This is a genomic window from Paraflavitalea devenefica (genome assembly GCF_011759375.1).
GTDB lineage: Bacteria > Bacteroidota > Bacteroidia > Chitinophagales > Chitinophagaceae > Paraflavitalea > Paraflavitalea devenefica.
Map to the genome: position 1 here is coordinate 1370053 of NZ_JAARML010000001.1, position 24371 is coordinate 1394423.

At 44.7% G+C, this 24371-nt stretch carries 22 protein-coding genes and 2 tRNA genes; 7 read left to right on the forward strand and 17 right to left on the reverse strand.

All coding sequences use genetic code 11. The features are described from left to right. Positions 1 to 136: 136 nt before the first annotated feature. Positions 137 to 733, reverse strand: a complete 597-nt coding sequence (locus HB364_RS05555) for a NifU family protein (protein WP_167286879.1) — start codon at positions 731 to 733, stop codon at positions 137 to 139. Positions 734 to 792: 59 nt separating this feature from the next. Then, entirely contained in the window at positions 793 to 1185 is a 393-nt protein-coding gene (locus HB364_RS05560; RefSeq protein ID WP_167286880.1) for a MerC domain-containing protein, read from the reverse strand. Between the two features lie 80 nt (positions 1186 to 1265). On the opposite strand from HB364_RS05560, the gene HB364_RS05565 reads away from it, so the two are divergent. Together HB364_RS05565 and HB364_RS05570 are read left to right on the forward strand one after the other, a co-directional pair. Then, a complete protein-coding gene (locus HB364_RS05565; protein ID WP_167286881.1) occupies positions 1266 to 1916 on the forward strand; it encodes an SCO family protein in 651 nt (216 codons plus the stop codon). Between the two features lie 29 nt (positions 1917 to 1945). Then, entirely contained in the window at positions 1946 to 2365 is a 420-nt protein-coding gene (locus HB364_RS05570; RefSeq protein WP_167286882.1) for a Fur family transcriptional regulator, read from the forward strand. A 287-nt stretch (positions 2366 to 2652) separates the two neighbouring features. Here the strand turns inward: HB364_RS05570 and HB364_RS05575 are convergent, their stop codons facing one another. Together HB364_RS05575 and HB364_RS05580 are read right to left on the reverse strand one after the other, a co-directional pair. Beyond that, the gene (locus HB364_RS05575; RefSeq protein ID WP_167286883.1) at positions 2653 to 4377 is read right to left on the reverse strand and encodes a M3 family oligoendopeptidase; all 1725 of its coding nucleotides are present in this window, start codon (positions 4375 to 4377) and stop codon (positions 2653 to 2655) included. Positions 4378 to 4463: 86 nt separating this feature from the next. Further along, positions 4464 to 5099, reverse strand: coding sequence for a DUF5606 family protein (locus HB364_RS05580; RefSeq protein WP_167286884.1), 636 nt, complete (start codon positions 5097 to 5099; stop codon positions 4464 to 4466). Between the two features lie 245 nt (positions 5100 to 5344). Between HB364_RS05580 and HB364_RS05585 the strand changes: the two genes are divergently transcribed. Continuing rightward, on the forward strand, positions 5345 to 5749 hold the full coding sequence (locus HB364_RS05585; protein WP_167286885.1) for a hypothetical protein: 405 nt from the start codon (positions 5345 to 5347) through the stop codon (positions 5747 to 5749). A gap of 83 nt (positions 5750 to 5832) precedes the next feature. Here HB364_RS05585 and HB364_RS05590 read toward each other — a convergent pair whose 3' ends face one another. Further along, positions 5833 to 6588 (reverse strand): LytR/AlgR family response regulator transcription factor, encoded by a 756-nt coding sequence (locus tag HB364_RS05590; RefSeq protein ID WP_167286886.1) that lies wholly within the window; start codon positions 6586 to 6588, stop codon positions 5833 to 5835. A 1-nt stretch (position 6589) separates the two neighbouring features. Next, positions 6590 to 7636, reverse strand: a complete 1047-nt coding sequence (locus tag HB364_RS05595; RefSeq protein ID WP_246228329.1) for a sensor histidine kinase — start codon at positions 7634 to 7636, stop codon at positions 6590 to 6592. Between the two features lie 123 nt (positions 7637 to 7759). Here HB364_RS05595 and HB364_RS05600 point away from each other — a divergent pair, with 123 nt between their 5' ends. Beyond that, on the forward strand, positions 7760 to 8182 hold the full coding sequence (locus HB364_RS05600) for a DUF1761 domain-containing protein (RefSeq protein ID WP_246228331.1): 423 nt from the start codon (positions 7760 to 7762) through the stop codon (positions 8180 to 8182). Positions 8183 to 8286: 104 nt separating this feature from the next. On the opposite strand, the gene HB364_RS05605 is transcribed toward HB364_RS05600, so the two are convergent. The 6 genes from HB364_RS05605 to HB364_RS05630 all read right to left on the reverse strand — a co-directional run bounded on the left by HB364_RS05605 (position 8287) and on the right by HB364_RS05630 (position 15190). Continuing rightward, positions 8287 to 8952 carry a DUF1579 domain-containing protein gene (locus HB364_RS05605; protein ID WP_167286888.1) on the reverse strand — a complete coding sequence of 222 codons (666 nt, stop codon included), beginning with the start codon at positions 8950 to 8952 and terminating at the stop codon, positions 8287 to 8289. Positions 8953 to 9101: 149 nt separating this feature from the next. After that, complete coding sequence (locus HB364_RS05610; RefSeq protein WP_167286889.1) at positions 9102 to 10193, reverse strand: amidohydrolase family protein; 1092 nt, start codon at positions 10191 to 10193, stop codon at positions 9102 to 9104. Between the two features lie 121 nt (positions 10194 to 10314). After that, complete coding sequence (locus tag HB364_RS05615; RefSeq protein WP_167286890.1) at positions 10315 to 11253, reverse strand: 1-phosphofructokinase family hexose kinase; 939 nt, start codon at positions 11251 to 11253, stop codon at positions 10315 to 10317. 11 nt (positions 11254 to 11264) lie between these two features. Beyond that, a complete protein-coding gene (locus tag HB364_RS05620) occupies positions 11265 to 11918 on the reverse strand; it encodes a DsbA family protein (RefSeq protein ID WP_167286891.1) in 654 nt (217 codons plus the stop codon). A 328-nt stretch (positions 11919 to 12246) separates the two neighbouring features. Then, entirely contained in the window at positions 12247 to 12438 is a 192-nt protein-coding gene (locus tag HB364_RS05625) for a YtxH domain-containing protein (RefSeq protein WP_167286892.1), read from the reverse strand. A 199-nt stretch (positions 12439 to 12637) separates the two neighbouring features. Then, complete coding sequence (locus tag HB364_RS05630) at positions 12638 to 15190, reverse strand: DUF3300 domain-containing protein (protein WP_167286893.1); 2553 nt, start codon at positions 15188 to 15190, stop codon at positions 12638 to 12640. Between the two features lie 514 nt (positions 15191 to 15704). Between HB364_RS05630 and HB364_RS05635 the strand changes: the two genes are divergently transcribed. After that, entirely contained in the window at positions 15705 to 16481 is a 777-nt protein-coding gene (locus HB364_RS05635; RefSeq protein WP_167286894.1) for a hypothetical protein, read from the forward strand. Positions 16482 to 16586: 105 nt separating this feature from the next. On the opposite strand, the gene HB364_RS05640 is transcribed toward HB364_RS05635, so the two are convergent. Beyond that, positions 16587 to 17987 carry an aminopeptidase P family protein gene (locus HB364_RS05640; protein WP_167286895.1) on the reverse strand — a complete coding sequence of 467 codons (1401 nt, stop codon included), beginning with the start codon at positions 17985 to 17987 and terminating at the stop codon, positions 16587 to 16589. Positions 17988 to 18272: 285 nt separating this feature from the next. On the opposite strand from HB364_RS05640, the gene HB364_RS05645 reads away from it, so the two are divergent. Then, the gene (locus HB364_RS05645; protein WP_167287748.1) at positions 18273 to 18953 is read left to right on the forward strand and encodes a TylF/MycF/NovP-related O-methyltransferase; all 681 of its coding nucleotides are present in this window, start codon (positions 18273 to 18275) and stop codon (positions 18951 to 18953) included. Positions 18954 to 18993: 40 nt separating this feature from the next. Here HB364_RS05645 and HB364_RS05650 read toward each other — a convergent pair. From HB364_RS05650 to recQ, 4 genes are all read right to left on the reverse strand, one after another. After that, positions 18994 to 19058, reverse strand: a tRNA-Phe gene (locus tag HB364_RS05650). Continuing rightward, entirely contained in the window at positions 19032 to 20189 is a 1158-nt protein-coding gene (locus HB364_RS05655; RefSeq protein ID WP_167286896.1) for an acyltransferase family protein, read from the reverse strand. Before HB364_RS05655 ends, HB364_RS05650 begins: the two co-directional genes overlap by 27 nt. A 181-nt stretch (positions 20190 to 20370) precedes the next feature. Beyond that, positions 20371 to 20443 (reverse strand) — tRNA-Phe (locus tag HB364_RS05660). Between the two features lie 175 nt (positions 20444 to 20618). Continuing rightward, the gene (gene recQ, locus HB364_RS05665; protein WP_167286897.1) at positions 20619 to 22916 is read right to left on the reverse strand and encodes a DNA helicase RecQ; all 2298 of its coding nucleotides are present in this window, start codon (positions 22914 to 22916) and stop codon (positions 20619 to 20621) included. Positions 22917 to 23387: 471 nt separating this feature from the next. Between recQ and HB364_RS05670 the strand changes: the two genes are divergently transcribed. Next, positions 23388 to 24368, forward strand: a complete 981-nt coding sequence (locus HB364_RS05670) for a KpsF/GutQ family sugar-phosphate isomerase (protein ID WP_167286898.1) — start codon at positions 23388 to 23390, stop codon at positions 24366 to 24368. Positions 24369 to 24371 lie beyond the last annotated feature (3 nt).

Sequence of the window (24371 nt, forward strand, 5' to 3'; positions counted from 1 at the left end):
CTGACACTATGGCTATATACGGATAAAACCAACGGTTGGATTGTGCCGGAGGGCCGCCAGCCCCAAGAAACCTCCTGAAAGCACAAAACCTTCCCTTTGGGAGGGGAAGGTTTTGATATCAATAGTTTATCCGGTCTTATTCTGCTTCTGCCACCACTTCTTTCACCTCGGGTATCATGCGCTTCATCATCCCTTCAATGCCCGCTTTCAGCGTGATCATGGATGATGGGCAGCCGCTGCAGGAACCCTGCAACATAAGGTTTACCACGCCGGCATCATAGCTTTTGAACTGGATAGCGCCGCCATCCATTTCTACCGCTGGTTTCACGTAATTTTCCAGTAATTCCTTGATGCGTTTTACCACATCGTCATCGTCGGCCGATACAGTATTGCTGCTCTGTGGTACGATAACGGCCACTTCTTCCTCATTGATCACCACCTTGCTTTCTTCGAGGTATTCTTTCAGGAACTGGCGGATGGTAGGGATTACGTCCGTCCATTCTGTTTCGGCTGTTTTGGTCAGCGTCACAAAATTGCTTGCGATGAATACGGCCCTGATGAAAGGAAAACCGAACAACTCTGTAGCCAGGGGTGAAGGTTTCGCGCTCTCCACGTCCGGAAAATCAATGCTTTTGCCCGGATACAATAGTTTGTTGGCCACAAACTTCATAGTTTCCGGATTGGGTGTCATTTCTGTATAGATACTGATGACCGGACTGCCTGTTTTAATCATAATTCCCAGTATTTTATAGTACAAAAATAACAAACACCAGCAAGGAATTGTTCTTTTTTTTAGTGATCGCAATCATCTGCATGGGCATGGTCATGTACCCGGCAGGCGCGATAGTTGATCACGTGGGCCGATACAATGAAAAGTACGGCAAAAGGAAGCAGCCAGAACTGGTAGTCGTGCCATATTTGCTTGGCAATCAGTAAAATGATGCCGATAGAAAACACAATGGCCGGTATAAAACTATGGTGATGTTTCCGGTACCCGTGCCAAAAGGAGTACATACCAATCACAAAGGCCAACAGAATCATTCCATATTCCAGGGTCACATTCTCAATGATATTGATGCCAAATACCGGCAGGCTCGTTAATAAAAGGGGGAGAATGGCACAATGAATGGCGCAGGCCACCGAAGTAGCAATTCCAAAGGCATCCCAGTTAAACCTGAAATTCATGGCGCGAAGATAAGGGAAATTATTTCATATGCAACTCAGTTGCAAACGAAATGTTTTTACAGTTTCCTAACTTTGCAGCTATGAACAGGAAATTGTTGTTTTATATCGGCTTTTTCGTTTTACTCGTTGTTGGTTTTTATGTAGTGCTTACCCGCGTAATTCCCGGCTATGGCAAGGTAAAGCTCCCCGTTTTGAGTTATGTGCTTCCTTTTCAATTTGTTAACCAGGATGGCAAAACTGTTTCCGAACGTGATCTGGAGGGGAAGGTGTATGTGGCAGAGTACTTTTTTACTACCTGTAAGAGCATCTGCCCCATTATGAATACCAACCTCAAACCCATCCATGAGGCCTTCCGTAATGAGCCCCGTTTTGTGATCGTTTCCCATACCTGTGATCCCGAAACGGACAGCAGCGCCCGCCTTAAGGTGTATGCCGATTCCATCAAAGCCGATACCCGGCAATGGTGGTTTTTGACAGGCCGGAAAGACAGCTTATACAGCACTGCCCGTAACAGTTATTTGCTTGATGACCCGAAGAATAACCTGCAAAGCATAGAGGACCAATTCCTGCATACCCAGTTCTTTGCCCTTATTGATAAAAGTGGCCAGGTGCGGAAAATTTATGACGGATTAAAGAAAGACGAGCTTAAAGAACTGGAAAAGGATATCAGGGGATTGTTGGATGAACCGGTTGCTCAAAAACGATTTAGTAATAACCTTTTTGGAAATTAAGCTTTACTGGAAAACTAAAACAACATACCATGGATTCACAGATTGATCATATCTTAAAGCGTAGTCAGCTAAGCGTCACCGGTAGCCGCAAAAAGATACTGGAGTTATTTTTGGCAACAAACGGTGGTGCGCTTGCTCATGGTGATATTGAAAAAAGGACCGGTGAAAAATTTGACCGTGTAACGGTGTACCGTACCCTGCAAACGTTCCTTGAAAAAGGGATCATTCACAGTATTCCGACCGCGGACAATTCTGTGCGTTATGCCATGTGTAAAGACACTTGCGCCGGCGGACATCACCATGACAATCACGTACATTTTGTATGCAGCGTTTGCGGAAATACTACCTGCCTGGACGATGTAATGGTTCCTGAAGTAAAATTACCTAAGGGATTTCAGCCGGAGCAATGGCAGATGGTGGTAACGGGTGTGTGTAAGGACTGCCAATAGATACAGATCAATTTTTGTACCGTGAATTCCCTGTATGGCGCTGTTTTAGCAGAAAATACGATCCATTGTTTGACCTCTATCAAAGTGACCGGATACGGGTATAAAAAAGAAAGCCCCGATGTAGAAACACCGGGACTTTTGGTTAAGGCTCTGATTAGTAGCTCTTTTATGATGTTCAGATGATTGCTCATCTTACTATCGTAGACAACTATTCCTTACAAAGATAATTGTTAGAACGATTAAACCATATACCACTAACTGGGTATTTTTTTCCTCCCACCTATTGGTCAACGTTTTATCGCCTCCATTTCATCCTGCACAAACTTCATCAGAATTTTAATACGCTCCGGCGAAAAATTAAACTCGAGCCCCGCTGCTCTATACAACTCCGGGAGTGTTTTGGTACCGCCCAGGCTTAAAGACCGTATATAGTTGTCTAACGCTGCATCTTTATTTTTTCTGAATTGCATCCATAATCCAATGGCGCCCAATTGAGCAATGCCGTATTCGATATAATACAGCGGAACTTCAAATAAATGTAACTGCCGCTGCCAGCTATAGGTGCGGTAATTATCCAGTCCATTGAAATCGATTACATCCGAAGAGAACTCGTTCAGGATCTCCATCCAACGCGTAGCCCTTTCCGCTTCCGTGTGTCCAGGATGTTCATATACCCAATGTTGGAATTTATCTATCGTAGCAATCCAGGGAAATATCGTAATTACACGTTCCAGTTGATGTTCTTTGGCCCGTAATAGGTCTTCCTTATTGTCAAAAAAGACTTCCCATGCATCCATGCTGAACAATTCCATAGCCATACTGGCCACTTCGGCTATCTCCATCGGGTATTCCTTGAAAGCACTTAGTTCCAGCGGATGTGCCAGGAATGAATGGACAGCATGCCCGCCTTCATGAACCATTGTTGTAACATCGCTCATTTGGCCTGCCGCATTCATGAATATAAAAGGAGCGCCTGTTTCGGCTAGCGGGCAATTGTAACCGCCTGGTGCTTTGCCCTTCCGGCTATCCAGGTCGAACCGTTTCATTTCATTCATTTTTCGCAGGCAATCTGCAAAAAATGGGCGCACTTGCTCAAAACAAAGGATGCTTTTTTCCAGCAATTCATCTCCTGTTTTGAACGGCGTTAATGGCTTAATACCGTCGGGCTGGGCTTCCAGGTCCCAGGGCTTCAGGGTATCAAGGCCGAGTTTCTCTTTTTTCCTTTTGTAAATAGTATTGACCAGCGGAAGTACATGCTGTTTAACGGCTTCATGAAACTGGTAACAATCTTCTTTTGTATAATCAAAACGCCCCAGTTCCTTGAACTTATAATCCCGGTAATTATCAAATCCGGCATTATTTGCTACCTGGTGTCGTTTTTCAATGAGCTTGCTGTACAATTCATTTAAAGCGTCCTTATCCTGTATCCTTCTTTCATTTACTTTCCTGTACACTGTTTCACGCAAGGTGCGGTCGGGACTTTCCAGTAATTTGGCGGCTTGTTGTAAAGTATACTCCTGTCCATTCACCTCTACCGTCATCTTACCCGAGATCACACCATATTGTTGTTGCAGCACGCTTAATTCCGATTGCAGGGGAATGTTCTTTTCACGGAACAGCTCAATGCTTTTCCGCACACCGCGCAGGTAGGTGAAATACTTTTGCTTGTCCAGTTGGGCTGTATAAGGGTTTTCCACCAGTTTCCGGTTCAGCTTATCGGCATATACCTGTATCTGCGGTTGTAATTCGGTGACAAAAAATACGAATGCCTCTTCGAGGGACTTATTTTCTGTATCGCAGGTCATCTTTATTTGCCGCCAGCAGGCATCTTCACTCACCACCGCTTCCAGCTCGCTCATGTCCAGCAGCCATTTTTCCAGTTCCCCGTAATTGCCAATGGGACGCTCCAGGAGTTCTTTAAAATAAGGTTCCAGGTTTTTCCAGTCTGTTACTGTATAATCTGCCGGTAAAAAATGCCGGGGTAGTTTCTTAATATCTGCACTGTAGCTCATGGTTCATTGTTTAAATAGTAAAGCTACAACCCCGGTTGCAAAAGCAATTACCGGCAGGTTGTAGCTTATAATAATACGTATAAAAACTATTTTTTAGCCTTTTTCGCCGGCGCAGCCTTCTTTTTGGCAGGCTCTTCGTCTGCTTCCTCTTTTTTAGCCTTAGGGGCTGCTTTTTTCTTGGGTTTTTCTGCTGCCTCTGCTTTTTCCTCTGCTGGCTTTTCTTTTTTAGCGGCTGCCTTGGTAGCCGCTTTCTTAGCCGGCGCTTTAGCCGGCTCTTCTGCTACTGGTTCGGGCTTTTGGGCCTCGGCTACTGCTTCTTCGGCGGGCTCTTCAGTAAGCTCACGAAGCTTGATTTCCACGTTGTTAGCGTCCAGAATGCCCAACCATTTCACCATTTTCTTCATATCACTGGCGTACACCCGCTCAAAATCCAGGTCGGGGTATACTTTCTCAAAATACTTTTTCAGGGCATTATTATCCTTACCGTCGGGCAATTTCTCTGAGCTGCCCTGCATAGCCTGGAAAATATCTGCCAGGTTCACATTATCGCGTACGGTATATATCTCAATGCTTTCCAAATGGGAGAAATTATGTACCCGGCTGGACACAAACCGGGTGGATTTATCATCCAGTGAACGGACAATAGCACCATCGCTTTTACTGCTTACTAACTCGTACAATCCCGGTAACCCTGTTACCGCTATGATTTTTCCATATTCCATATCTGGCTGAAATTTTAAAGGATATGCAAGATAAACGGAATTCGGCAAACCCTGTTCCAAAAATTACACCTCGCTTATTTAAACCCCATTTTGCCATTTATTCCGGGTCCCGGTCTCATACCCCCGTCCTGGTGAACCAATTGTTAACCGTCATAAATTTTGTTGGCCGGCGCCGCAGGTTTTTACCCCCCATTGCCTTCCAATTAAGAGCAGTCAATTATTAAATCACATAAACAATTATTGCAATGAAAAAAGCAATCTTTCTGTTAATAACTGTAGCAATTGCCGGCATTTATACTGCCAATGCACAAGGCGGCGGCGGTTTTCAGCGTCGTACCCCCGAAGAACAACTTAAGGCAGTAAAGGAAAAGCTGGTTGACCTTAAGCTTACGCCCGAACAAACTACCAAAGCAGATAGCGCTTTCATGAAATATTTCAGGACTCGTGACAAGGCATTTGAAGAGATGCGTGCCGGTGGTGGCCAGATGGATCGTGATGCCATGCGTGAAAAGAATCAAAAAATGATGGCCGACAGAGATGATGAGCTGAAAAAGATATTTGATGAGGCCCAGTTCAAAAAATGGAAAGACGAAATTGAGCCTTCTTTACGTCCTCAGCGCCGGCAAGGCGGTGGTGGCGGGAACAACTAATTTTGTTCTGATGCTCCTTGTTAACAGTATAACCCTGGTGTCATTAGCGCCAGGGTTTTTTCGTGTATGCCAGATCCGGGACCTTATTGCCCCATCCACTGTTTGAAGGCAGTGACATTTTCCTGGCTGATCACGATTTCTTCCTGTAAAGAGGGCTCTACCTCCAGCAATAATTTACTTTTCGGATAAGTTTTGATCCGCTTGATAGCACTCATATTGATGAGGTATTTGCGATTCACCCGGTAAAAGAGGGTAGTATCCAGTTGCATTTCAATATCGCTCAGTGACTGATCGAGAATAAACTTCTGCCCTTTGTTATCCACCATGCAAACCAGTTTATGGGCGGCATAGAAGTAAGCAATGTCTTCTGTTTTGATACTGATGTAATCAGCCCCCCGCTTAACCAGGAATCGTTTTTTGTGGTTGGTCTCCGCTGGTTTTTCCTGCCAGTTTACCAGGTTTTGATAGTTCGTTGAAAAATACAGTTTGAGCTTCTCATATTTTTTCAGGGCTGCTTCCAGCTTCACCTGTTTGATAGGTTTTAACAAATAATCAATACTGTTATGTTCAAAAGCCTCCTGCCAATATTCATCATAAGCAGTGGTGAAAACAACCGGGCAATTGACCGTCACTTTTTCAAAGATCCTGAATGACAATCCATCACTCAACTCAATATCCATGAAAATGAGGGCAGGGGCAGGATGCTCTTTCAGCCAGGCGGCAGCCTGTTGTATACTGCCCAATATATTCAGCACCTGGATAGCGGGATCGCAGGCCAGTAGGGCTTTTCGTAGTTTTTCTGCGGCGGGCTTTTCGTCTTCAATGATTAAAACGTGCATATCAGGCAATTTTTAAAACAGGCAAAGAAACGGTAAAGTCTTCATCGGTTGCCTTTACCACTACCTCTTTACCTGTAGTAAGTTTATAACGTTCATCGAGGTTATTCAATCCGATACGGGAAGAAGGCTTACGCAACATTTTTTTGTGTACCCGGTTATGGACGATCAGTACATCGTTTTGTAAATGGACGTCTATCATCAGTGGATCACTGTCTGAAAATTCATTGTGCTTGATGGCATTTTCTACCAATACCTGCAATGAAATAGGAGGGATAAGAAACTGGTCTATCAAGTTATCCGGCAGGGAAAGGTTTAACTGTACAGCACTTTCAAACCGGATGACGAGCAGGGAAAAGTAATCATTCAAAAACTGGATTTCTTCCCGTAACAGTACCAGTTCCCGCCTTTTATTCTGCAAAATATACCGGTATACATCGGCTAGGTTATCATTGAACTGCCTGGCTTTTTGCGGCTTCTCTTCTATGAGGTGCGATAAGGTATTGAGAGAATTAAAGATAAAATGCGGGTCAATCTGGTTCTTCAGGGCTTCCAGTTCTGCTTCCACTTTTGCCCTGGCCAGTTGCGCATTTTTTAGCATTTCATTCTCCGACTCTTTTACAAGGAAGAATGTTTCATATACATGCACAATGAAAACCACGCAGACCATGATGATAAGGCTTGATTCTGTAACCACATTCCAGTTGACCATACCGCCTTTGAAAATGTGGTACCATCCTATTAAGAGCAGTACGCTAACCGGGATAGTATAAAAAGAAACGGCAATGATAAGCACTGCCAGTTTTCGTATCGGGTGGTTGAACCAGTTGAAGTAACTGCGCAGGGTGAACAACAGGTAACGATTACCTTCCCAGATAAGAAATGACAGGCCGATGGTATAGGCATAGCTGGCCTTGACATGCCAGTTGGAGAGCGCGCTATGGTCTACCATACCGGTGATCAGGGGAATGACAATACCAAAGAAGGGGATTAATATCAGCCGGAAGCCGATATCATTCACCTGGCTGGCAACCGGAACTTTCGTCGCCATGCTGTTTGGTTTCGTCACCCCATTTTCCATGCCGGTTCGCTTTTCGTTGGCACGGAAAAATTAGTGAAATAGATTCGATAAAAATAATCAATTTTAGAACCCTTAAAGTATAAGCAAATGGACATGAGCTCAATCAACTGGCTGGCCGTACTGGTGGCTGGTATCTCCGCCTTTGTGTTAGGCGGGGTATGGTATTCTCCCGCTTTATTCGGAAAAGCCTGGATGAAAGAAAATAAAATAACGATGGAAGAAGTACAAAGTGGCAATAAAGCCAAAATATTCGGCTGGGCCTTTATTCTTTCGCTCATTATGGCAGCAAATCTTGCTATGTTCCTGGCAGAACCCAAAGAACCCTGCCCAGGCGCTCCTGTGGTGAATATTAGCTGGGGCGCCACCGCCGGCTTCCTGGCCGGCATTTGGGTCTTTTGCAGCATTGCCATCGTTGGATTGTTTGAACACAAAACGGCGCGGTACATATTTATCAATGGAGGTTATTGCGTAATAGCCCTTGTACTAATGGGTGCAATTATTGGCGCCTGGCGCTGAGTTTATTTATAGCCATAAAAAAAACAACTGCCCGCCATGGGTTGCGTGAACAACGAACCCATGGCGGGCAGTTTTATCCGGTATTCAATCGGGAAAATTATCCACTATTTCTTGGTATACAGGATTTCCATGCTTTTATATTCTTTTGTTCCCGGCATGGTATTATACATTTCCATTTTCTGGGTTTTATCATCAATAAAGGTCATGATCTCACGGAGCTTACATTTTTTGCCAGTCATAGGATCAAGCATTTCACCAGTGAAAGTAATGCTTTTGGTTACTGGATCCCAGGGACCTTCCACTGTCATGATGCCTGTGCCCATGTTATCGATCCAGGTGCTTATAAAAACTTTTTTGGCATTGTCATAGCCGACGATGCTCTCTCCCTCAAAGGGCATGTTATTGAAAGTACCGGTAAATTTTCCTTCCTGGTAGCGGCCACCCAGTATCATCCGGTTTACAACAGTGCCTTTGCTTTCTGTAGGTGGTGCATCAGGGGTCATCCACATGGTTATTTTTCCTTCCCATTTTCCATTCTGGGCCGCTAATAACTTATGCGGTTCGCCCGGCGTCATATATTCATTCCAGGCTTTCATCATAGCCGCTGAGTCCATGGGTGGTGTAGGCGCATCAGCCGTTGAGGCTGTTGTATCTGTTTTAGCAACAGCAGTGGAATCTCCTTTGGCAGCGCTATCGGTAGTAGCAGCATCATTACAACCGGCAATGGCCAGTGCAAGCAAAGAACAGAAAGTGACGGTTAGCCGTTTCATAATAAATGTGTTTTCAGAAAGGTAAACAAATTCCCTGCCCGCGTTATCATCTGTTTAACGTAAAAACGATGATCCCGGAAATTTTCAGGATGAACTTTCGGCTACTGGTCCGGAAAAAGATTTTTTAGTGGCTGGTCAATGGTTGACCATTATTCGGGGAATTGTGTTTTGTCTATATGGGGAATGATCCGCAAGGCATTTTTATAGTACACTTTTTTCAGTATGGCATCCGGTAATCCTATTCCATACATGCGCCAGAAAGCATGGTATTTTTTGTGATAAGGAAAATATTCGTCCTCCGTTTCCAATACCCGGAAATAAGTGGCATACTCTTCCGGTACCCAACTATCTTTTCCAAATAAAATGCGGTCCTGGTATTGCTCAAAGAATTTACGGGCAGCTTTGGGCTGACGGCCCAGTTCGGCAATGACCGCCCCAAATTCTACTACCACATTCGGCATTTCATTCATCAGCTTACCCAGCTTGTTCAGGTCGTTGGGGTACCAGCCGAAGTGGGCAGCAATGAAAGTGGTTTTAGGGTGTTTTTTAAACATGTGGTGTTGTTCGCCGATCAGGGTTTCCCAGGAAATAGGGTTGGTATCACTCCGCTTGCGGCCGGGGTGGGTAGCCAGTTCCAGCCAGCGTTCATTTTTTTCATCCTGTTCATCCCAAAAAGGTTTGGGATCGGCTGTATGAATAAGTACAGGTATTTTCAATTCACCGCATTTCGCCCAGATGGCGTCCAGCCGCGAATCATCAACAGTTACCCGCTTTCCCTCCTTGTCTTTTACAGAAAAGCCGAGCGATTTGAAAATTTTGAGGCCATTGGCGCCATGCTGTACGTCTTCCTCCAACTGCTTTACAGCTTTCTCTGTCCAGCCCGCCTCACCAATACCGGAGAAGTTAATATTGGCAAATACGATAAACCGTTTGGGTGCGGCAGCGCGGACAGATCCTGTCATATCCTGCAGGCGGTCGCCGGTACCACCACTCAGGTTTACCATCACTTTCATATTCAGTTTGTCCATATCCTGCAGCAGGCGGTTAATATCATTCTCCCGCAGGCTGTTCTGGTGATTATGTACATCAATAAAAGGGAATTTGGCCCGGGTAAGCGGGTGTTCGGGCACCACCAACGTAGAAATGGGATTGTATTGTTCAAAATCCATTCCCCGGCCCGATTGGGCACAGGCAACAGCACTCATGGTTATAAAAGACAGGAAAAAGGATAATTTTTGCATGCGGAAGGTTTTGAGTTGGGCAGGCAATCTATGCGAACAAATATAAACCGGAAAACCAGTCATCAAACTTTAACGAATTTCTGCCTCTATTCCGCAAATACCTCAGGCCACTTACTAATCGCTATTTATGGGCCACTTGTTTTTTAATCCATTCGTACAGGCGCAGCACATCCGTTTTCTTAAACAGTTGGGTACCTGCATTCATGGTGGCTGCCGTACCACAGGCAACACCAAAATATACGGCCTCCTGCAAAGACTTGCCCTGCTGCAGCATCCAGGTGATTCCCGCCACCATACTATCACCGGCGCCCACCGTGCTTTGTTTTTTCACCACTGGCGCCGGAACTTGTCCCTGCCCATCCTTAGTTATCCACATGGCCCCGGCAGGCCCCATGGAAACCACCATCGCTTCACATTCTCCCTTATTAATCACTTGCCGTGCTGCATCATCCACTTCCTCCAGCTCCAGGAAGTCCTTTCCTACCAGGCTACACAATTCACTCATATTGGGCTTTAAGAGAAATACGCCTTCCTGTGCCGCCAGCAATAAGGGCTTTCCCGAAGTATCAGCAATAAAGCGGGCGCCCAGTTTTTTGGCTGTTGCCGCCAGTTGAGCAAAGAAATCCTCCGGTATGCCGGGTGGTAAGCTTCCGCTGGCGACGATAATCGTTGGCTTATCCGGTAATTGCTGCAATAAATGGAAGCAGGCATTGACTTCCCGCTGCGAAAGTTCTGCCCCAGGCATCACAAACCGGTACTGCGCATTAGTACTGCTTTCGCGTACCATTATATTTTCGCGTGTTTCATGGCCAATAGGGATCGTTTTATAGGCGACCTGCTTACCGGTCAAATAATCTTCAATCAGTTTTCCGTTTATGCCGCCGCTGGGAAAAATGGCCAGCGATTCTCCGCCCAGTTCTTTAATGGCTTTACTGATGTTGATCCCTCCTCCGCCTGCTTCCGCCATCATGGCTGTGCAGCGCAGCTTTTTCTCTGGTACCAGCTTCTCTACCGAAGTGCTTTTGTCAATCGCCGGGTTCATCGTGATCGTAACAATCATCTGTACTCATTTTAGGAAGTTTGTGTAATCTCCTGTAATACAGTGCCTATTCGTGCTTTTAAGGCCTCGTAGTCTGTAAAGCCCCTTGCCAGCAGATAGAATTTGGATTCTGATGCCTGCAGCAATACAGCCGGAAACCCGGTTACCTGTAGTTGCTTGCACAACGCAAACTCATAATAGGCCTTCTCTTTATAGAGTTCACTGTGCAGGGAAACATAAAAATCCTGTGCCGGGATTTGGTATTTTTCGAGCAGGTGCCGGTAGGCTTCATCATCACAAAGGTCCCGGCCCTCATAATTCAGGGCATATTGAAGATCGGCGGCAAAGGCTACCTGCTTTTCCGGGTAGTATTCTTTGAAAACGCATAAGGCGATAGCCGGCTTTTCGGAACTGGGAAACCAGTCGCTATCATCGGGATTGTTGATATGCCAGAGAAAGTCGGACCCAAACAGGAGGCCTGTGCGTTCTTCTACCACTTTATAAGCCTGGCGTATATAACCTGCCATAGCGCCAATAGGCCGGGGCTGATCAGTGATGATCATCCCACCGGAAAGCACTTCAAAAAAGATCCTGTCCTGATATTCCTGGGCGATACGTTTAATAACAGGGCTGAAACCATAACACCATCCGCAATAGGCATCGTAACAATAATAGATTGTGATCATTTGGCTATACAATAAAGGGGGTAAAATTACATCCTAAAGGCAAGAACTGGCTTTTGACTTATTTTACGCATTACTCAATTTTAAAAAAAACAGTATTGCCTGATAGAATTTATTGGGGGGTCGTTTCGGGGTTTAATTGTGGAATACCTGCTACAACAAGGCACAAAAAAGAAACTGTCTTAAAAGTCTCTTCAGGTTGGAAGGGCAGCATTCGCTGGCCAATCCTCTTCTCTGTCCGAAATACTATTCCGGAACTCTCTTATCGACTTATAAGACAGTCTCTGTACGATAAATAAGACTGATATATGTTGAGTAATTGTACTCTTGATTAACCTACTTCCATTTCGCCGGTGGCGCTGTTTTTACGCAGGCCCTTCTTTACTTTATTCACAAGATCATCAGCAGAATCTTTAATCTTTCTCCTGGTCTCTGACCCTTTATCTGGTGCAAATAATGTGCCCACGAGGGCGCCTACAGCGGCGGCGGCAATCATCCCGGCAATAATATGTTTTGCTTTCATAGTCGTATAGTTTTAAGCATTAACAATAAATGACTCATCTTTGTAATTACCAACACTGTGCCAAACCAAAATGGCTCACCAGGTCTACATCGAAAATTAATTGTTAATGCCAATCGCATTAGTGATATGGCCTGTAATCAATAATCCCCACCTGTCAGGCGGGGATTACTGTATATATAGTGAAGTAAGAAAATTTATGTTATCCTCTTCTGCCAGGCCTTTCTCCACCACCGTTATGTTCACCGTTTCCACCTCTTGAAGGCCTGGAACTACCTCCGGGATTGCCGCCTCCGCGGTTGCCACCACCATTATCCCGGCGTTCAAAGCTTCCCGGTTGAGATGGTGGTCTTTGTTGAGGAGCAGGCATTACCTGTCGCTGTTGAGGTTGTTGAGGCTGTATTACACGGCCAGGGCGTTCAGCACCTCCAGGCCTGTTTTGCCACTGACGGTTATCGTTATTATTGCGCGGCTGAATTACCCGTGGTTCGCGGTTAACTGGTGCTGGATTATTATTCCGGTTGTTCCAGCGGTTATCATCCCGTGAACCTCCATTATTATCCCGTATTACACGCTCCCGGGTGCGGGGTTGTGTAATGGCGCCGGGAGTTCTGTTGCCATCACCGCCGCGGTTATTATCTATTGGTCTATACTCACGGTTGGGGCGCTGTGTGCCATTATTATCAGCGGGGCGCGGCCTGTTGCTGTTGTTATTATTGCCAAAACGATTGTTGTTATCGCGGTTGCTGTTTTCGGGGCGCCTGTATATCCTGCTGCCATTATTGCCTGCACCTGGGCGGATGTCGTTGCCCTGACGGCCGTTGTTATTGTCAAAGCGACCGCTACGGTTGCCATTGCTGTTGTTGTAATTCCTGTTGGCATAACCCTGCCTGTTAAATTCACGTCCCCCCCTGTTATTGGGTACCACCATACGCTGATTATCCCTTGTTACTACACCACGGCCGCCACGATAATTATAAATATTATTGGTACGGTTGATCTGCACAATGTTTACCTGTGTGCGGCTACGGTACCCGTTGCTGTAGTATCCACCGCCATAATAACCACCGTGGGTGCGATAAGGTGAATAACAGTAGGAGGGGCGATAAATCTGTGGACCCCACCAGCCGCCATAGCCATAACCCCAGGGCCTGTCAAAACCTACGCTGGCATGGAACCAGCCGGCGCTGTAATTAAAACCGAAGCCCCAGCCAAACCACGGGTTGTAACGTATGTTGAAACCCCAGGTATAAGGACGGGGGAAATAATAATGTCCATACCAGGGCCTGTAATAATAACCGGTACCATATACAATAGTAGGTCCATAGATATAGGTATTCAGGTATCCGGGAGTATAACCCATCCACACATAATCGGGTGTTACATCATAGATGTACACATATTTCATGTTGTATACAGGATAACGGGGAGGAATCAGGGCCACCATAGCAGGTCTTACAATAGCTACCATCCAAGGGCCTGAAGCGCTATAGGATTCAAACCAGATACCGTTGTCTACAGAATAATAGCGGCCTCTCCAGCGGATCACAGAAGCAGACGTATTCACCGCATAATCCATATCAGTACCATCAATATCTTCAAACTGCGGGTCACCATCATATATTACATCGGCTTTGGCCTGTTGCCTGTCTACCTTGGCTGTCTGGGGAATCTCAGCTTCCTGCAGGGCTTCCTGTGACGCTTCAGTACCTGCCACACTGGCCAATACATTGTCTTTGGGTGAACCCTCCTGGATACGGGCAAAGTCTTGCGGCAGTTTATCCGAAGCTACAAATTGCCATTGGCCACTCAGGGTTTTGGATTTATACCAGCGACCTGAGATCAGCACATAATACTGCTGTGATTGTGTATCCATGAAAATATCATCCTCAGAATTGGACACATAGAGTAGCTCTGTTCCTGCTACCGGTGCAAAATTTGCTTCTCCACTGGATTGGATCAGCTCGGCAGGTTCCGTGCTTACTACTATTTTGTACATCTTGTTTTCATCGGTTTCTTTCTGTGTACCGTCATCCTTGCTGGCGTCATTTACCTGCTGGGCAATGCGCTCCATATTAGATGTAACATGTGTAGTTAAGCTATAAGGGCCTGTAGCGGAAGTTGCCGTATACCAATGTTTACCACCATAGAGGTAAAACTTGCCATCGTTATTTTTAACAATGGTAAAAGGCGTATTTACCACCGCATTTACCCCCCATTCACTGTTGCGCTGTAATTTTGGGGCGCCATCAATTAATACCAATATAGAGGGGGTATTGCTGTACAATACTTTGGGAGGCGTATTGCTGATCTGTTGAGAAAGTTGGGTTTGTTGGGTATTCAGGTTCAGGGATGATTGTAAGTCGCTCTGCGCAAAACCAATACCTCCCTGCCCGATATATTGTTCCAGGGCTTCAGCGTATTCATCCAGCTTGTCGTTGCTCTCTTCGCCCGGTAGCTTAATACTTTCTATATGTGCCTGCTGCACCTCTACCCGGCTCCCATTGCTGCTGGTAGTGGCTTTGATCCAGGTCATACCAAAAACAGGGTCTGTTTTACCGCTCTCCAATACAGAAATAGCAGCTTTGGCTTGTAGGGTATTACCAGAAAAAGACTCCGGTTGCCACTGATGCAATTTGATCACCGTACCCTGCGCCGTAGTCACGGTTTTAGGCCATGCGTCCTGCGCTGAGACAGAAAAGCCGGACAGGAAAGTACCGCCCAGCACGCATAAGAAGGTATAGAATGCTTTCATAAAGAGGCAATTTGCTTGAATAAATCCCCGGTGGGTTTTGTTATCAATATCAAGTTACACCCGTTAGACGATGAAAGCTATTAAGGGTTTACAAAAAATGACAACGTTTACAAAACATTATCAAAACAGAGTGTTAAGAGCAGAATTCCGGACATGTATAGGTATAGAGCCTGTTAAAGCTCATCTGCTAAAAATAGAAAAAGGCCCTCGTCAGGGCCCTTTTCATCCCATATAACCATTAAACCAGTAATGCTAACCAACCAAAGCCTTAGAACCGTGACTAGTGATAAAAGAAAAGCTGGTCAAATATAGGATAAATAGCGGTAATATATAACCTCTATTAAAAATATTTTTTCCCCAATTCATCCTCTATTTCCCTCAATTCATTCCTCTTACGCATTTGCTTATTATGCTATCCTTTCATCTTTGCGCTCCATTTGCTTCACGGGTATCATGGTAGTTAGCCATCAATTTATACCCTCAGAAGTTTAATCTTAAAATAAAAAAGTATAACATGAAAAAGCTATTCTTACTCGCAGGCATGCTGTCTGCACTCGTATTCACTTCCTGCAAAAAAGACAAAGACGACAACAATAACGGGGGTGGAAACAATCCGGCTACCAAGCTGATTAAGAAAATGACCGAAACAGAAAACGGCGTCACCAGGGTCTACAATTTTACTTATGACAATGCCAAAAAACTGACAGGTTTTGCCAGCACTGATGGGGAAGAACATACAACTTTTACTTATGATGCTGCAGGCAATCTGACCAAGGTAGAATCAGTAGAAGATGAGTTCAAAAATATTTACACTTATACCTATGCCAATGGGGTTCCTGTATCCGGTACTTTTAAGAGCTGGCAAAAGCACGGTAGTGAACCTGATGAACTTATTGAAGACGATGAACTGACTTATACTGTAGCCAATGGTCAGGTGTCAAAGATCAAACTCTACATGAAACAGGACGATGAAGAAATGAATATGGACCTTGCCTATGCCAATGGGATGCTGTCGAAAGTAGAATCTGCAGCCGGCAGCCCCTACTCCTACAAAGCCACCTTTGTATTCGGCACCAAAAAATCACCTTTCCCGCAAATTTCTAAATATGTACTGGACCAGGCTGGTTTTTCACTCTTGTTCAGTTCAAAGAATGAGTTGATTACTTCTGCGTTTGATTTCCCTGGTACAGATTATGACTACACCATTACCCAGCAATACACGTATGATGCAAGCGGCTACCCGCTTACTTCTAATGATGGTGAAACACAACTGAAATACGAATACCAATAATCATTGAACCTTACTCCAGCAAAAAGCCTCTTCCGCAGTATGCAGAAGAGGCTTTTCATTATGATAGCCTATGATTTAAAGTAGGTAATACCTAACAGGAAAGCATCAGCAATTCCTGAGTGCTTCAATTTCTTCTGCCGACTTTGGCAGGAATTTCCCCAGCTTGCGATTGCCATCGGCCGTTACCAGGAAATTATCTTCTACCCGGATGCCACTGAAATTACGGTAGCTTTCGAGCACCGTATAATTAATGAAGTTGGTATGTTTCTTTTCTGCCATCCATTGGTCTATGAGGGAAGGAATAATATAGACTCCGGGCTCAATAGTGAGCACGTACCCTGGCTCCACTGCACGTCCCAGCCTCAGCGACTTCCAGCCAAATTCTTTGCTCTTTTGTAGGTCGTCGGAGTAACCAACATACTGCTCGCCCAGGTCTTCCATATCATGCACGTCCATACCCATCATATGACCCAGCCCGCACTGGAAAAACAAGGTATGTGCCCCGGCTGCTACGGCTTCTGCTGCATTGCCTTTCATAATGCCGATAGCCGTGAGCCCTTCTACCAGTTTCTCGCAGGCGCCTGCATGTACATCACGAAAACGAATGCCCGGCTTCAGTAAGCTGATGGCATGATCCAGGGCATTCAATACTGTATTGTATATCTCTTTTTGCTGCGTCGTAAATCGCTTGCCTACAGGAAAAGTGCGGGTGAGGTCGCCGGCATAATGCAGGTCATTTTCTGCGCCTGCATCCAATAACAACATTTGCCCTTCCCGGATCGTATTGCCGTAATAATGATTGTGCAGGGTTTCTCCATTTACCGTGCAGATGATAGGATAGGAGAGCCTTCCACCCGCAGCAAAAGCTACCTCCTGCACTTTCGCGGCTACCTCATACTCTTTCATTCCCGGCCGGGCATATTGTATGCCTGCCAGGTGCATATCGGCGCTGATAGAAACGGCCTTCTCTATCTCGGCCACTTCTACCGCTTCTTTAATAACCCGTTGGCGTATCACTGCCTTGACCAGCTTCAGGGATACCCGGCTGTCCACATCCTGCACAGGGATCTGCATCCATTCGGCCAGTTTGATCCGGTTTTCCGGGCGGTAAGGTGGTAAAATATGCACGGTGCGCCCGGCAAAAAGTGCCTTGCGTATCCAGGTGGCTATATCAGCGTAAGGAGCGGTAGTGGAAACGCCTACCGTAGCTGCCATTTCCTTCACCGAAGGCAGCGGGCCTGTCCATACGATATCATCAATACTTAGCTCATTGCCGAAAATTACGATCTCCCCGCTTTCTGCATCCAATACAGCCGCCAGTCCGGCCACATCCAGCCCGAAATAATATAGAAATGTGCTGTCCTGTCTGAATGGGTACCAGTTGTCCTTATAATTCATGCTGCTCTCTTCATTACCCATCAACACAATAAGGCCAGATCCCATATTTTGCAGCAACGCCTGTCGCCTGCTTTTGTATACTGCGGTATCGAATAATGTAAAATGCATCCGGCAATTTATTGAGAAATCCCGAATTAGATACAACACATATTATCCTCTCATTGATGCATCTGTGTAAAAAGGCCTGTGGGAGTTGGCGGGGCTTTTTCTAAGAGAGCTTAACCTGTGTAAGCTTTATGGGAGCTAGGTTATTTTCGTGGTGTGGGGCAGGATCGAACCGTCGACACAAGGATTTTCAGTCCTTTGCTCCCGATTTTTCATCAGGCAAATTTAATTCAGTACTTTGTACTGATAAAACACACCCGACTATCCTGTATTACTGAAAAGTATTGTATGATAAAGACACTGGCTAAGGGAATTAATTTTTTATTGGGTCATAGCTTACAAAAAAGAAAGTTGTTTATTGGAAGTTCTCTCGACTATTTACAAAGGGAAAGGGAATTGGATAAAAATTACTTGGACTATGTCAGGCTTGCTTCCCTTGAATTAATCAGCTTTGAAATAAACAACAAAAAACTTGAAGGGAACGTGGCTGAGTTGGGAGTGTACAAGGGGAAATTTGCCAGGTATATCAACCAGTACTTTCCTGGCAGAACACTTTACCTCTTTGATACTTTTGAAGGATTCAATAAGGCTGATGTGGCAAAAGAAAAGCAATACAATTTTTCCGGCGGCGATCAGAACTTCTCCGATACTTCTGTGGAAGTTGTATTAAAACAAATGCCCTACCCCGCTCAATGCAAACCTTTTAAGGGGTTTTTCCCTGAATCCGCCAAAGGGATAGAGGATAAATTTGTTTTTGTAAGTCTCGATGCCGATCTCTATGATCCTTTATACGCCGGGTTGAATTTCTTCTATCCAAAACTGGTGCAGGGCGGGTATATTTTTGTGCATGACTTTAATAATGAAAGCTACAAAGGAGCCAGGAAAGCCGTGGAAACTTTTTGTAAGGAACAGCACATCAACTACCTGCCATTACCCGATTCTGGCGGTTCTGCGGTGATCATGAAATAAATAAAAAAAGGCTATGTGAAAACATAGTCTTTTTTCTTCGTGGTGTGGGGCGGGATCGAACCGCCGACACAAGGATTTTCAGTCCTTTGTGCTATCCGGAGCGCTTTGAGATACAAGGCTTAGTGAGATTGTTGAGTTGGCCTCTGCCGTATTTTTAGTTTCCTTATACTCGAAATATTTTTTTAGAAATAGGAACTTTTTTTCAATAAAGACGAAAGAGAGCCAGGAAATAAAGATCAGTAAGATTGTATTTTCAGCTAAAAATAGTTCACCCCAATATCTTTTAAATAAGATGTCGGGCAACAAAGGATTGATATATACATTAATAACTTTTGAATTGAGGGTTGGTATCAGGTTGTGGTATAAATAAAGTCCGTAGCTTATTTTGCCCAGAAAAATTAAAATCCTATTATCCCAGACAAATTTGAATAAAGGTTTATTGCTGTCAGCATTAATAACAATATAAGTGATAAGCCATAAAGAAATAATTGAAATAATAGTTCTTTCGGGAAAATATATTGTTTTGTTCGACGCTAAATGCCAAAGGAAAAGTATAGTCGAAACTCCAGCGCAAAGTGATAAAATTTGGTAAAATCTTTTTAAGGATACCAAGCCATAACTAACCTGCCATGCTAATAATGCACCAAGACCGAAAGCATCAAAACAAGTAAAGGGTAGCACGTAACCCAGGCGTATTCCCCTCAATAGAAAACTACTGATCAAACCAGTTAAGATGAAACCGCCTATTACATGCGGGAGATACTTTTTATTTATAAATAAAATGATCCAGGGCCACAAAAGGTAAAACTGTTCTTCAACAGCTAATGACCATAAATGAGAAAGCATCCCATCCCAGGCATCCGTATGTAAAAAATAAAAATTAGAAGCATAGGTGGCATAAAATATAAAAGCCGATTTAATATGTGTGTCCGTTGCTGTATTAAAAGCCAGCAGAATAAAAATCGTTAAATAATAAATGGGAAAAATTCGAAGTGATCTTCGTACATAAAAGTTTTTTAGTATTGTTCCTTTTGAAATGCCATAATTAACATGGTTTTTATTATCAAATAATATTTTCGATATCAAGAAACCGCTTAAGACGAAGAAGATGGTGACACCTATTGCTCCATTGGGCGTGAAACGATTAATAATATTTGATGCAGGTAACCAATGACTGACGATTACCAAAAGAACCGCAATTGCTCTCAGGCTGTCTAATTGTTTTATATATTTCATTCAGGCTGTTTTAGGGGGTACTGTGAGAGGCTTGTATTAGGATTTAGTAAGCTGAAATACATTGGAAATTTTTAGAAATGGATGTGAAGAAAATCTTAACCCCTTGAGTTCCTGTTTTTTTGTTTGAACCTTTATGAAAAAAGCGACTATAACTTTCGTCATAATCGCTTCATTTTCTTCGTGGTGTGGGGCGGGATCGAACCGCCGACACAAGGATTTTCAGTCCTTTGCTCTACCGACTGAGCTACCGCACCTCCTGTTTCCCGGCCTCTTACATAAGGACCAAAAATCCTTGTGCTTGATTAGGGGTTGCAAAAATAGCAAATCCGTGTAAATCAAAAAATTAATTATTGATTTTGTTGTACTTATTTATGGATAGCTGTTCATAGACCTTATTACACAATAACTCCCTCAATTTCAATGTGTCGGTTACATACCGTACTGCGCCAGGAACTTGATACGCATGATCTTCAACTGCTCCCAGTTGTAATTGCCATCGCTCAATTCTTCTGCCGCAACCTGTAAAGAGGATGTTTCGCAGCCTTTAAAGTATTCCAGGATTTCGTCTTGCTCATGGTCATCCAGCATTTCATCAATGGCATAATCCAGGTTCAGTTTCGTGCCACTCGCTGCAATGGTCTCCATTTCTTCCAACATCTCATCCATGCGCCAGCTTTTATTGCGGGCAATGGTCTCCAGCGGGATCTTCTTATCGGTTTGCTGTATGATATATACCTTATTGCCGCTCTTATTCACCACGCTCTTCATCACAAAATCATCCGGCCGCTCAATATTGTTATCCTCCACATACTTGGCAATCATCTCTATAAAAGGTTTGCCATAGCGCAATGCCTTGCCCTTACTCACGCCGGAACATTTTTCCAGCTCCTGCATGTTGGTAGGATACAAAGTGGCCATGTCCTGCAAAGAAGTTTCCAGGAAGATCACAAAAGGCGGTAATGCTTTTTTCTTGGCTTCTTTCTGGCGCAGTTCTTTCAGCATCTCAAACAGCTTCTCATCAGTAGCGGCAGTGCCCGACGGGCTTTCGGCCCCTTCATCATCATCTGCATTCGCCTCTTCATAGAGGTTATTCAGGACGATCTTGAATGATTTCGGCTTCTTTGCAAATGCTTCACCTGCTTTGGTAATTTTCAGTACACCATAATCCTCAATTTCCTTGCTCAGCAGACCTGCCAGCAATAACTGACGGATCAAGGTACTCCAGTAATGATCCGGCTCATCCTTGCCAATACCAAATTCTGCAATACCCTCATGGCGGAACATGCTGATATTGGGTGTAAGTCGGCCTATAATAATATTAACGGTATAATCAGTAGCAAAACGCTCATCCAGCGCTTTTACGGTCTTCAATACCTTCACAGCATTGTCTTTGGCCTCTACCTCTTCTTTGGGATGCAGGCAGTTATCGCACTCCCCGCAATTCTTATCCGTATACTCTTCTCCAAAATAACTCATCAGCACCTTCCGGCGGCATACCCCGCTTTCGGCATAAGCTACGGTTTCATTGATCAACTGGGCGCCCACCTCGCGTTCACTCAAAGGTTTATCCCGCATCAGGTGTTCCAGCTTGGCTACATCCTTGTGGGAATAATACAGGATACACTTGCCTTCCAGGCCATCACGTCCGGCGCGACCGGTTTCCTGGTAATAATTTTCAATGCTCTTGGGAATATTATAATGGATCACAAAACGGATATCCGGTTTGTCAATACCCATACCAAACGCAATGGTAGCTACAATCACCTGCACTTCTTCATTCAGGAACAGGTCCTGGCGCTCCGCACGCAGCTTGCTGTCCAGTCCCGCGTGATAGGCCACTGCTTTAATGCCATTGGCCATCAGCATATCGGCCAGCTCTTCTGTTGTTTTACGGTTCAGCGTATAAACAATACCGCTTTTACCCTTCATCTGTACAATAAAACGTACAATATTCTTGATTGTCTGATCCTTCTTGATCTTGGGTTGGATCTCGTAATAAAGGTTCGGACGGTTAAAAGAAGAAATATAAATGGCAGGATCGCGCAGGTCTAAGTTCTTGATAATATCGCTCTGTACTTTTGGGGTAGCGGTAGCGGTGAGCGCAATGACCGGTATGTCCGGATTAATCTGGGTCATCATCTCCCGCAGGCGCCGGTATTCCGGGCGGAAATCGTGCCCCCATTCAGAAATACAGTGGGCTTCATCAACAGCGAAAAAAGATATCTTCAGATCAGCAAAAAACTCCAGGTTCTCCTGTTTGGTCAGGGTTTCAGGTGCCACGTACAACATCTTTGTGCGTCCGCTTGTCAGGTCATCCTGTACTTCCCTAATTTCTTTTTTGCTTAATGTGGAGTTGAGAAAGTGTGCTACATCGTCCTTGCTGCTATAGCTGCGTACCAGGTCTACCTGGTTTTTCATGAGGGCGATCAGCGGGCTTACAATAATGGCCACCCCTTCACTGATCATAGCGGGCAACTGGTAGCATAAGCTTTTACCGCCGCCGGTGGGTTTGATCACAAATGTATCCTTGCCACCCAATAAACTTTTAATGATAGCTTCCTGGTTGCCTTTAAAACCGTTGAAGCCAAAATGTTCCTGCAATGCTTCCTGCAGATAAGAACTGGTAATGCTGCCATTGGACTTGGTGGTCCCGGCTTTTTTACTAACAGCGCCGTTTTTAGATCTTTTCTCTGTCTTCGTTGCCGTTTTCTTGGTTGTTGTTCCCATGCTCAAATAGTTTCCTTCACACAATAAGTGACATAATTGTCCATAAGAGATAAGGTTATAAAGTTTAATAACAGCGTAATAGCTGCTTTGGACACACACCCGTTATAAGCGGATGTCATAGTAGAAACTCATGTTTGGCCAGGTCGTCAGATCGGTGGTTAGTATTGGTTAGATGCCGTTCCTGCTTTAATGGAACCGGGTTTCTTTCAAAGGGTTGCGAATTTAACTCATTTTAGCCGTTTGCCAATCAATAACGCAGGGTTTAACAAATATGATATAATATATACGTGCTGATTTTCCGGCTATTACCATGTAAATCACTTAAGTTACTGAAATTTAACTGTTTTACAAGCGGTTGATTTTAACTGTTTACCGGCTTAAGTCCGGATACGTTTGTTAAAGCCTGGTGATATCATAAACCAGTGGTTTTGTGAGGAAACAATTTTCAAGTAGGTTTGTCATTTATTAATTATGTCTGTAGCATCTACCATTGATATTAAATCAGTTGCGATCAGGACCATCACCCGGGAAGCCGAAGCCATAGCCTCCCTCCGGCCGATGATCAATGATGATTTTGAAAAAGCCGTCCGGGCCATCCTTGAAACCAGGGGCCGCCTTGTTATAAGCGGCATTGGCAAAAGCGCCATCATTGCTCAAAAGATCGTGGCCACCCTCAATTCCACTGGAACGCCGGCCATTTTTTTACATGCTGCCGATGCGATCCATGGCGATCTAGGGATGATTCAGCAAAATGACGTCGTGCTTATCATCAGCAAGAGTGGCGAAAGTCCGGAGATCAAAGTGCTGGTACCTCTTGTCAGGAACTTTGGCAATACCCTCATCGCCATGGTAGGGAATATAGATGCTTACCTGGCCAGACAGGCCGATATCATACTAAATACCACTGTTTCCCAGGAGGCATGCCCCAATAACCTGGCGCCTACCTCCAGTACCACGGCACAACTGGTGATGGGTGATGCGCTGGCAGTAGTATTGATGGAGCTCAAAGGTTTCGGCTCCGATGACTTTGCCCGCTTTCATCCGGGGGGCACACTGGGCAAGAAACTATACCTGCATGTATCCGATCTGTATGTAAACAATGAATGCCCCAAAGTATTATCTACAGCAACGTTGAAGCAGGTGATCGTAGAGATATCTAAAAAAAGATTAGGCGCTACTGCCGTTGTTGATACGAATGATGAACTGCTTGGCGTTATTACGGACGGTGACCTGCGCCGTATGCTGGAGAAAAGCATTACCCTGGAGCTGGATAATATAAAGGCGACAGACATTATGACGAAGAACCCGAAAACCATAGAGGCAGATGCATTGGCCGTGGAAGCACTGGACCTCTTGCGTCAATATGATATCACACAATTGGTGGTAACCACAGGCTCCACCTATCTTGGCATAATACATTTGCACGATCTCGTAAGAGAAGGACTCATTTAGACT

Bases quoted from the DNA above. Each gene is read 5' to 3' on its own strand.
- HB364_RS05570 (WP_167286882.1), top strand. From the start codon at position 1,946: ATGGATTCACAGATTGATCATATCTTAAAGCGTAGTCAGCTAAGCGTC.
- HB364_RS05670 (WP_167286898.1), top strand. From the start codon at position 23,388: ATGTCTGTAGCATCTACCATTGATATTAAATCAGTTGCGATCAGGACC.
- HB364_RS05640 (WP_167286895.1), bottom strand. From the start codon at position 17,987: ATGCATTTTACATTATTCGATACCGCAGTATACAAAAGCAGGCGACAG.
- HB364_RS05575 (WP_167286883.1), bottom strand. From the start codon at position 4,377: ATGAGCTACAGTGCAGATATTAAGAAACTACCCCGGCATTTTTTACCG.
- recQ (WP_167286897.1), bottom strand. From the start codon at position 22,916: ATGGGAACAACAACCAAGAAAACGGCAACGAAGACAGAGAAAAGATCT.
- HB364_RS05590 (WP_167286886.1), bottom strand. From the start codon at position 6,588: ATGCACGTTTTAATCATTGAAGACGAAAAGCCCGCCGCAGAAAAACTA.
- HB364_RS05555 (WP_167286879.1), bottom strand. From the start codon at position 733: ATGATTAAAACAGGCAGTCCGGTCATCAGTATCTATACAGAAATGACA.
- HB364_RS05595 (WP_246228329.1), bottom strand. From the start codon at position 7,636: ATGGCGACGAAAGTTCCGGTTGCCAGCCAGGTGAATGATATCGGCTTC.
- HB364_RS05615 (WP_167286890.1), bottom strand. From the start codon at position 11,253: ATGATTGTTACGATCACGATGAACCCGGCGATTGACAAAAGCACTTCG.
- HB364_RS05620 (WP_167286891.1), bottom strand. From the start codon at position 11,918: ATGATCACAATCTATTATTGTTACGATGCCTATTGCGGATGGTGTTAT.
- HB364_RS05585 (WP_167286885.1), top strand. From the start codon at position 5,345: ATGAAAAAAGCAATCTTTCTGTTAATAACTGTAGCAATTGCCGGCATT.
- HB364_RS05625 (WP_167286892.1), bottom strand. From the start codon at position 12,438: ATGAAAGCAAAACATATTATTGCCGGGATGATTGCCGCCGCCGCTGTA.
- HB364_RS05645 (WP_167287748.1), top strand. From the start codon at position 18,273: ATGATAAAGACACTGGCTAAGGGAATTAATTTTTTATTGGGTCATAGC.
- HB364_RS05580 (WP_167286884.1), bottom strand. From the start codon at position 5,099: ATGGAATATGGAAAAATCATAGCGGTAACAGGGTTACCGGGATTGTAC.
- HB364_RS05630 (WP_167286893.1), bottom strand. From the start codon at position 15,190: ATGAAAGCATTCTATACCTTCTTATGCGTGCTGGGCGGTACTTTCCTG.
- HB364_RS05600 (WP_246228331.1), top strand. From the start codon at position 7,760: ATGAGCTCAATCAACTGGCTGGCCGTACTGGTGGCTGGTATCTCCGCC.
- HB364_RS05605 (WP_167286888.1), bottom strand. From the start codon at position 8,952: ATGAAACGGCTAACCGTCACTTTCTGTTCTTTGCTTGCACTGGCCATT.
- HB364_RS05565 (WP_167286881.1), top strand. From the start codon at position 1,266: ATGAACAGGAAATTGTTGTTTTATATCGGCTTTTTCGTTTTACTCGTT.
- HB364_RS05560 (WP_167286880.1), bottom strand. From the start codon at position 1,185: ATGAATTTCAGGTTTAACTGGGATGCCTTTGGAATTGCTACTTCGGTG.
- HB364_RS05635 (WP_167286894.1), top strand. From the start codon at position 15,705: ATGAAAAAGCTATTCTTACTCGCAGGCATGCTGTCTGCACTCGTATTC.
- HB364_RS05655 (WP_167286896.1), bottom strand. From the start codon at position 20,189: ATGAAATATATAAAACAATTAGACAGCCTGAGAGCAATTGCGGTTCTT.
- HB364_RS05610 (WP_167286889.1), bottom strand. From the start codon at position 10,193: ATGCAAAAATTATCCTTTTTCCTGTCTTTTATAACCATGAGTGCTGTT.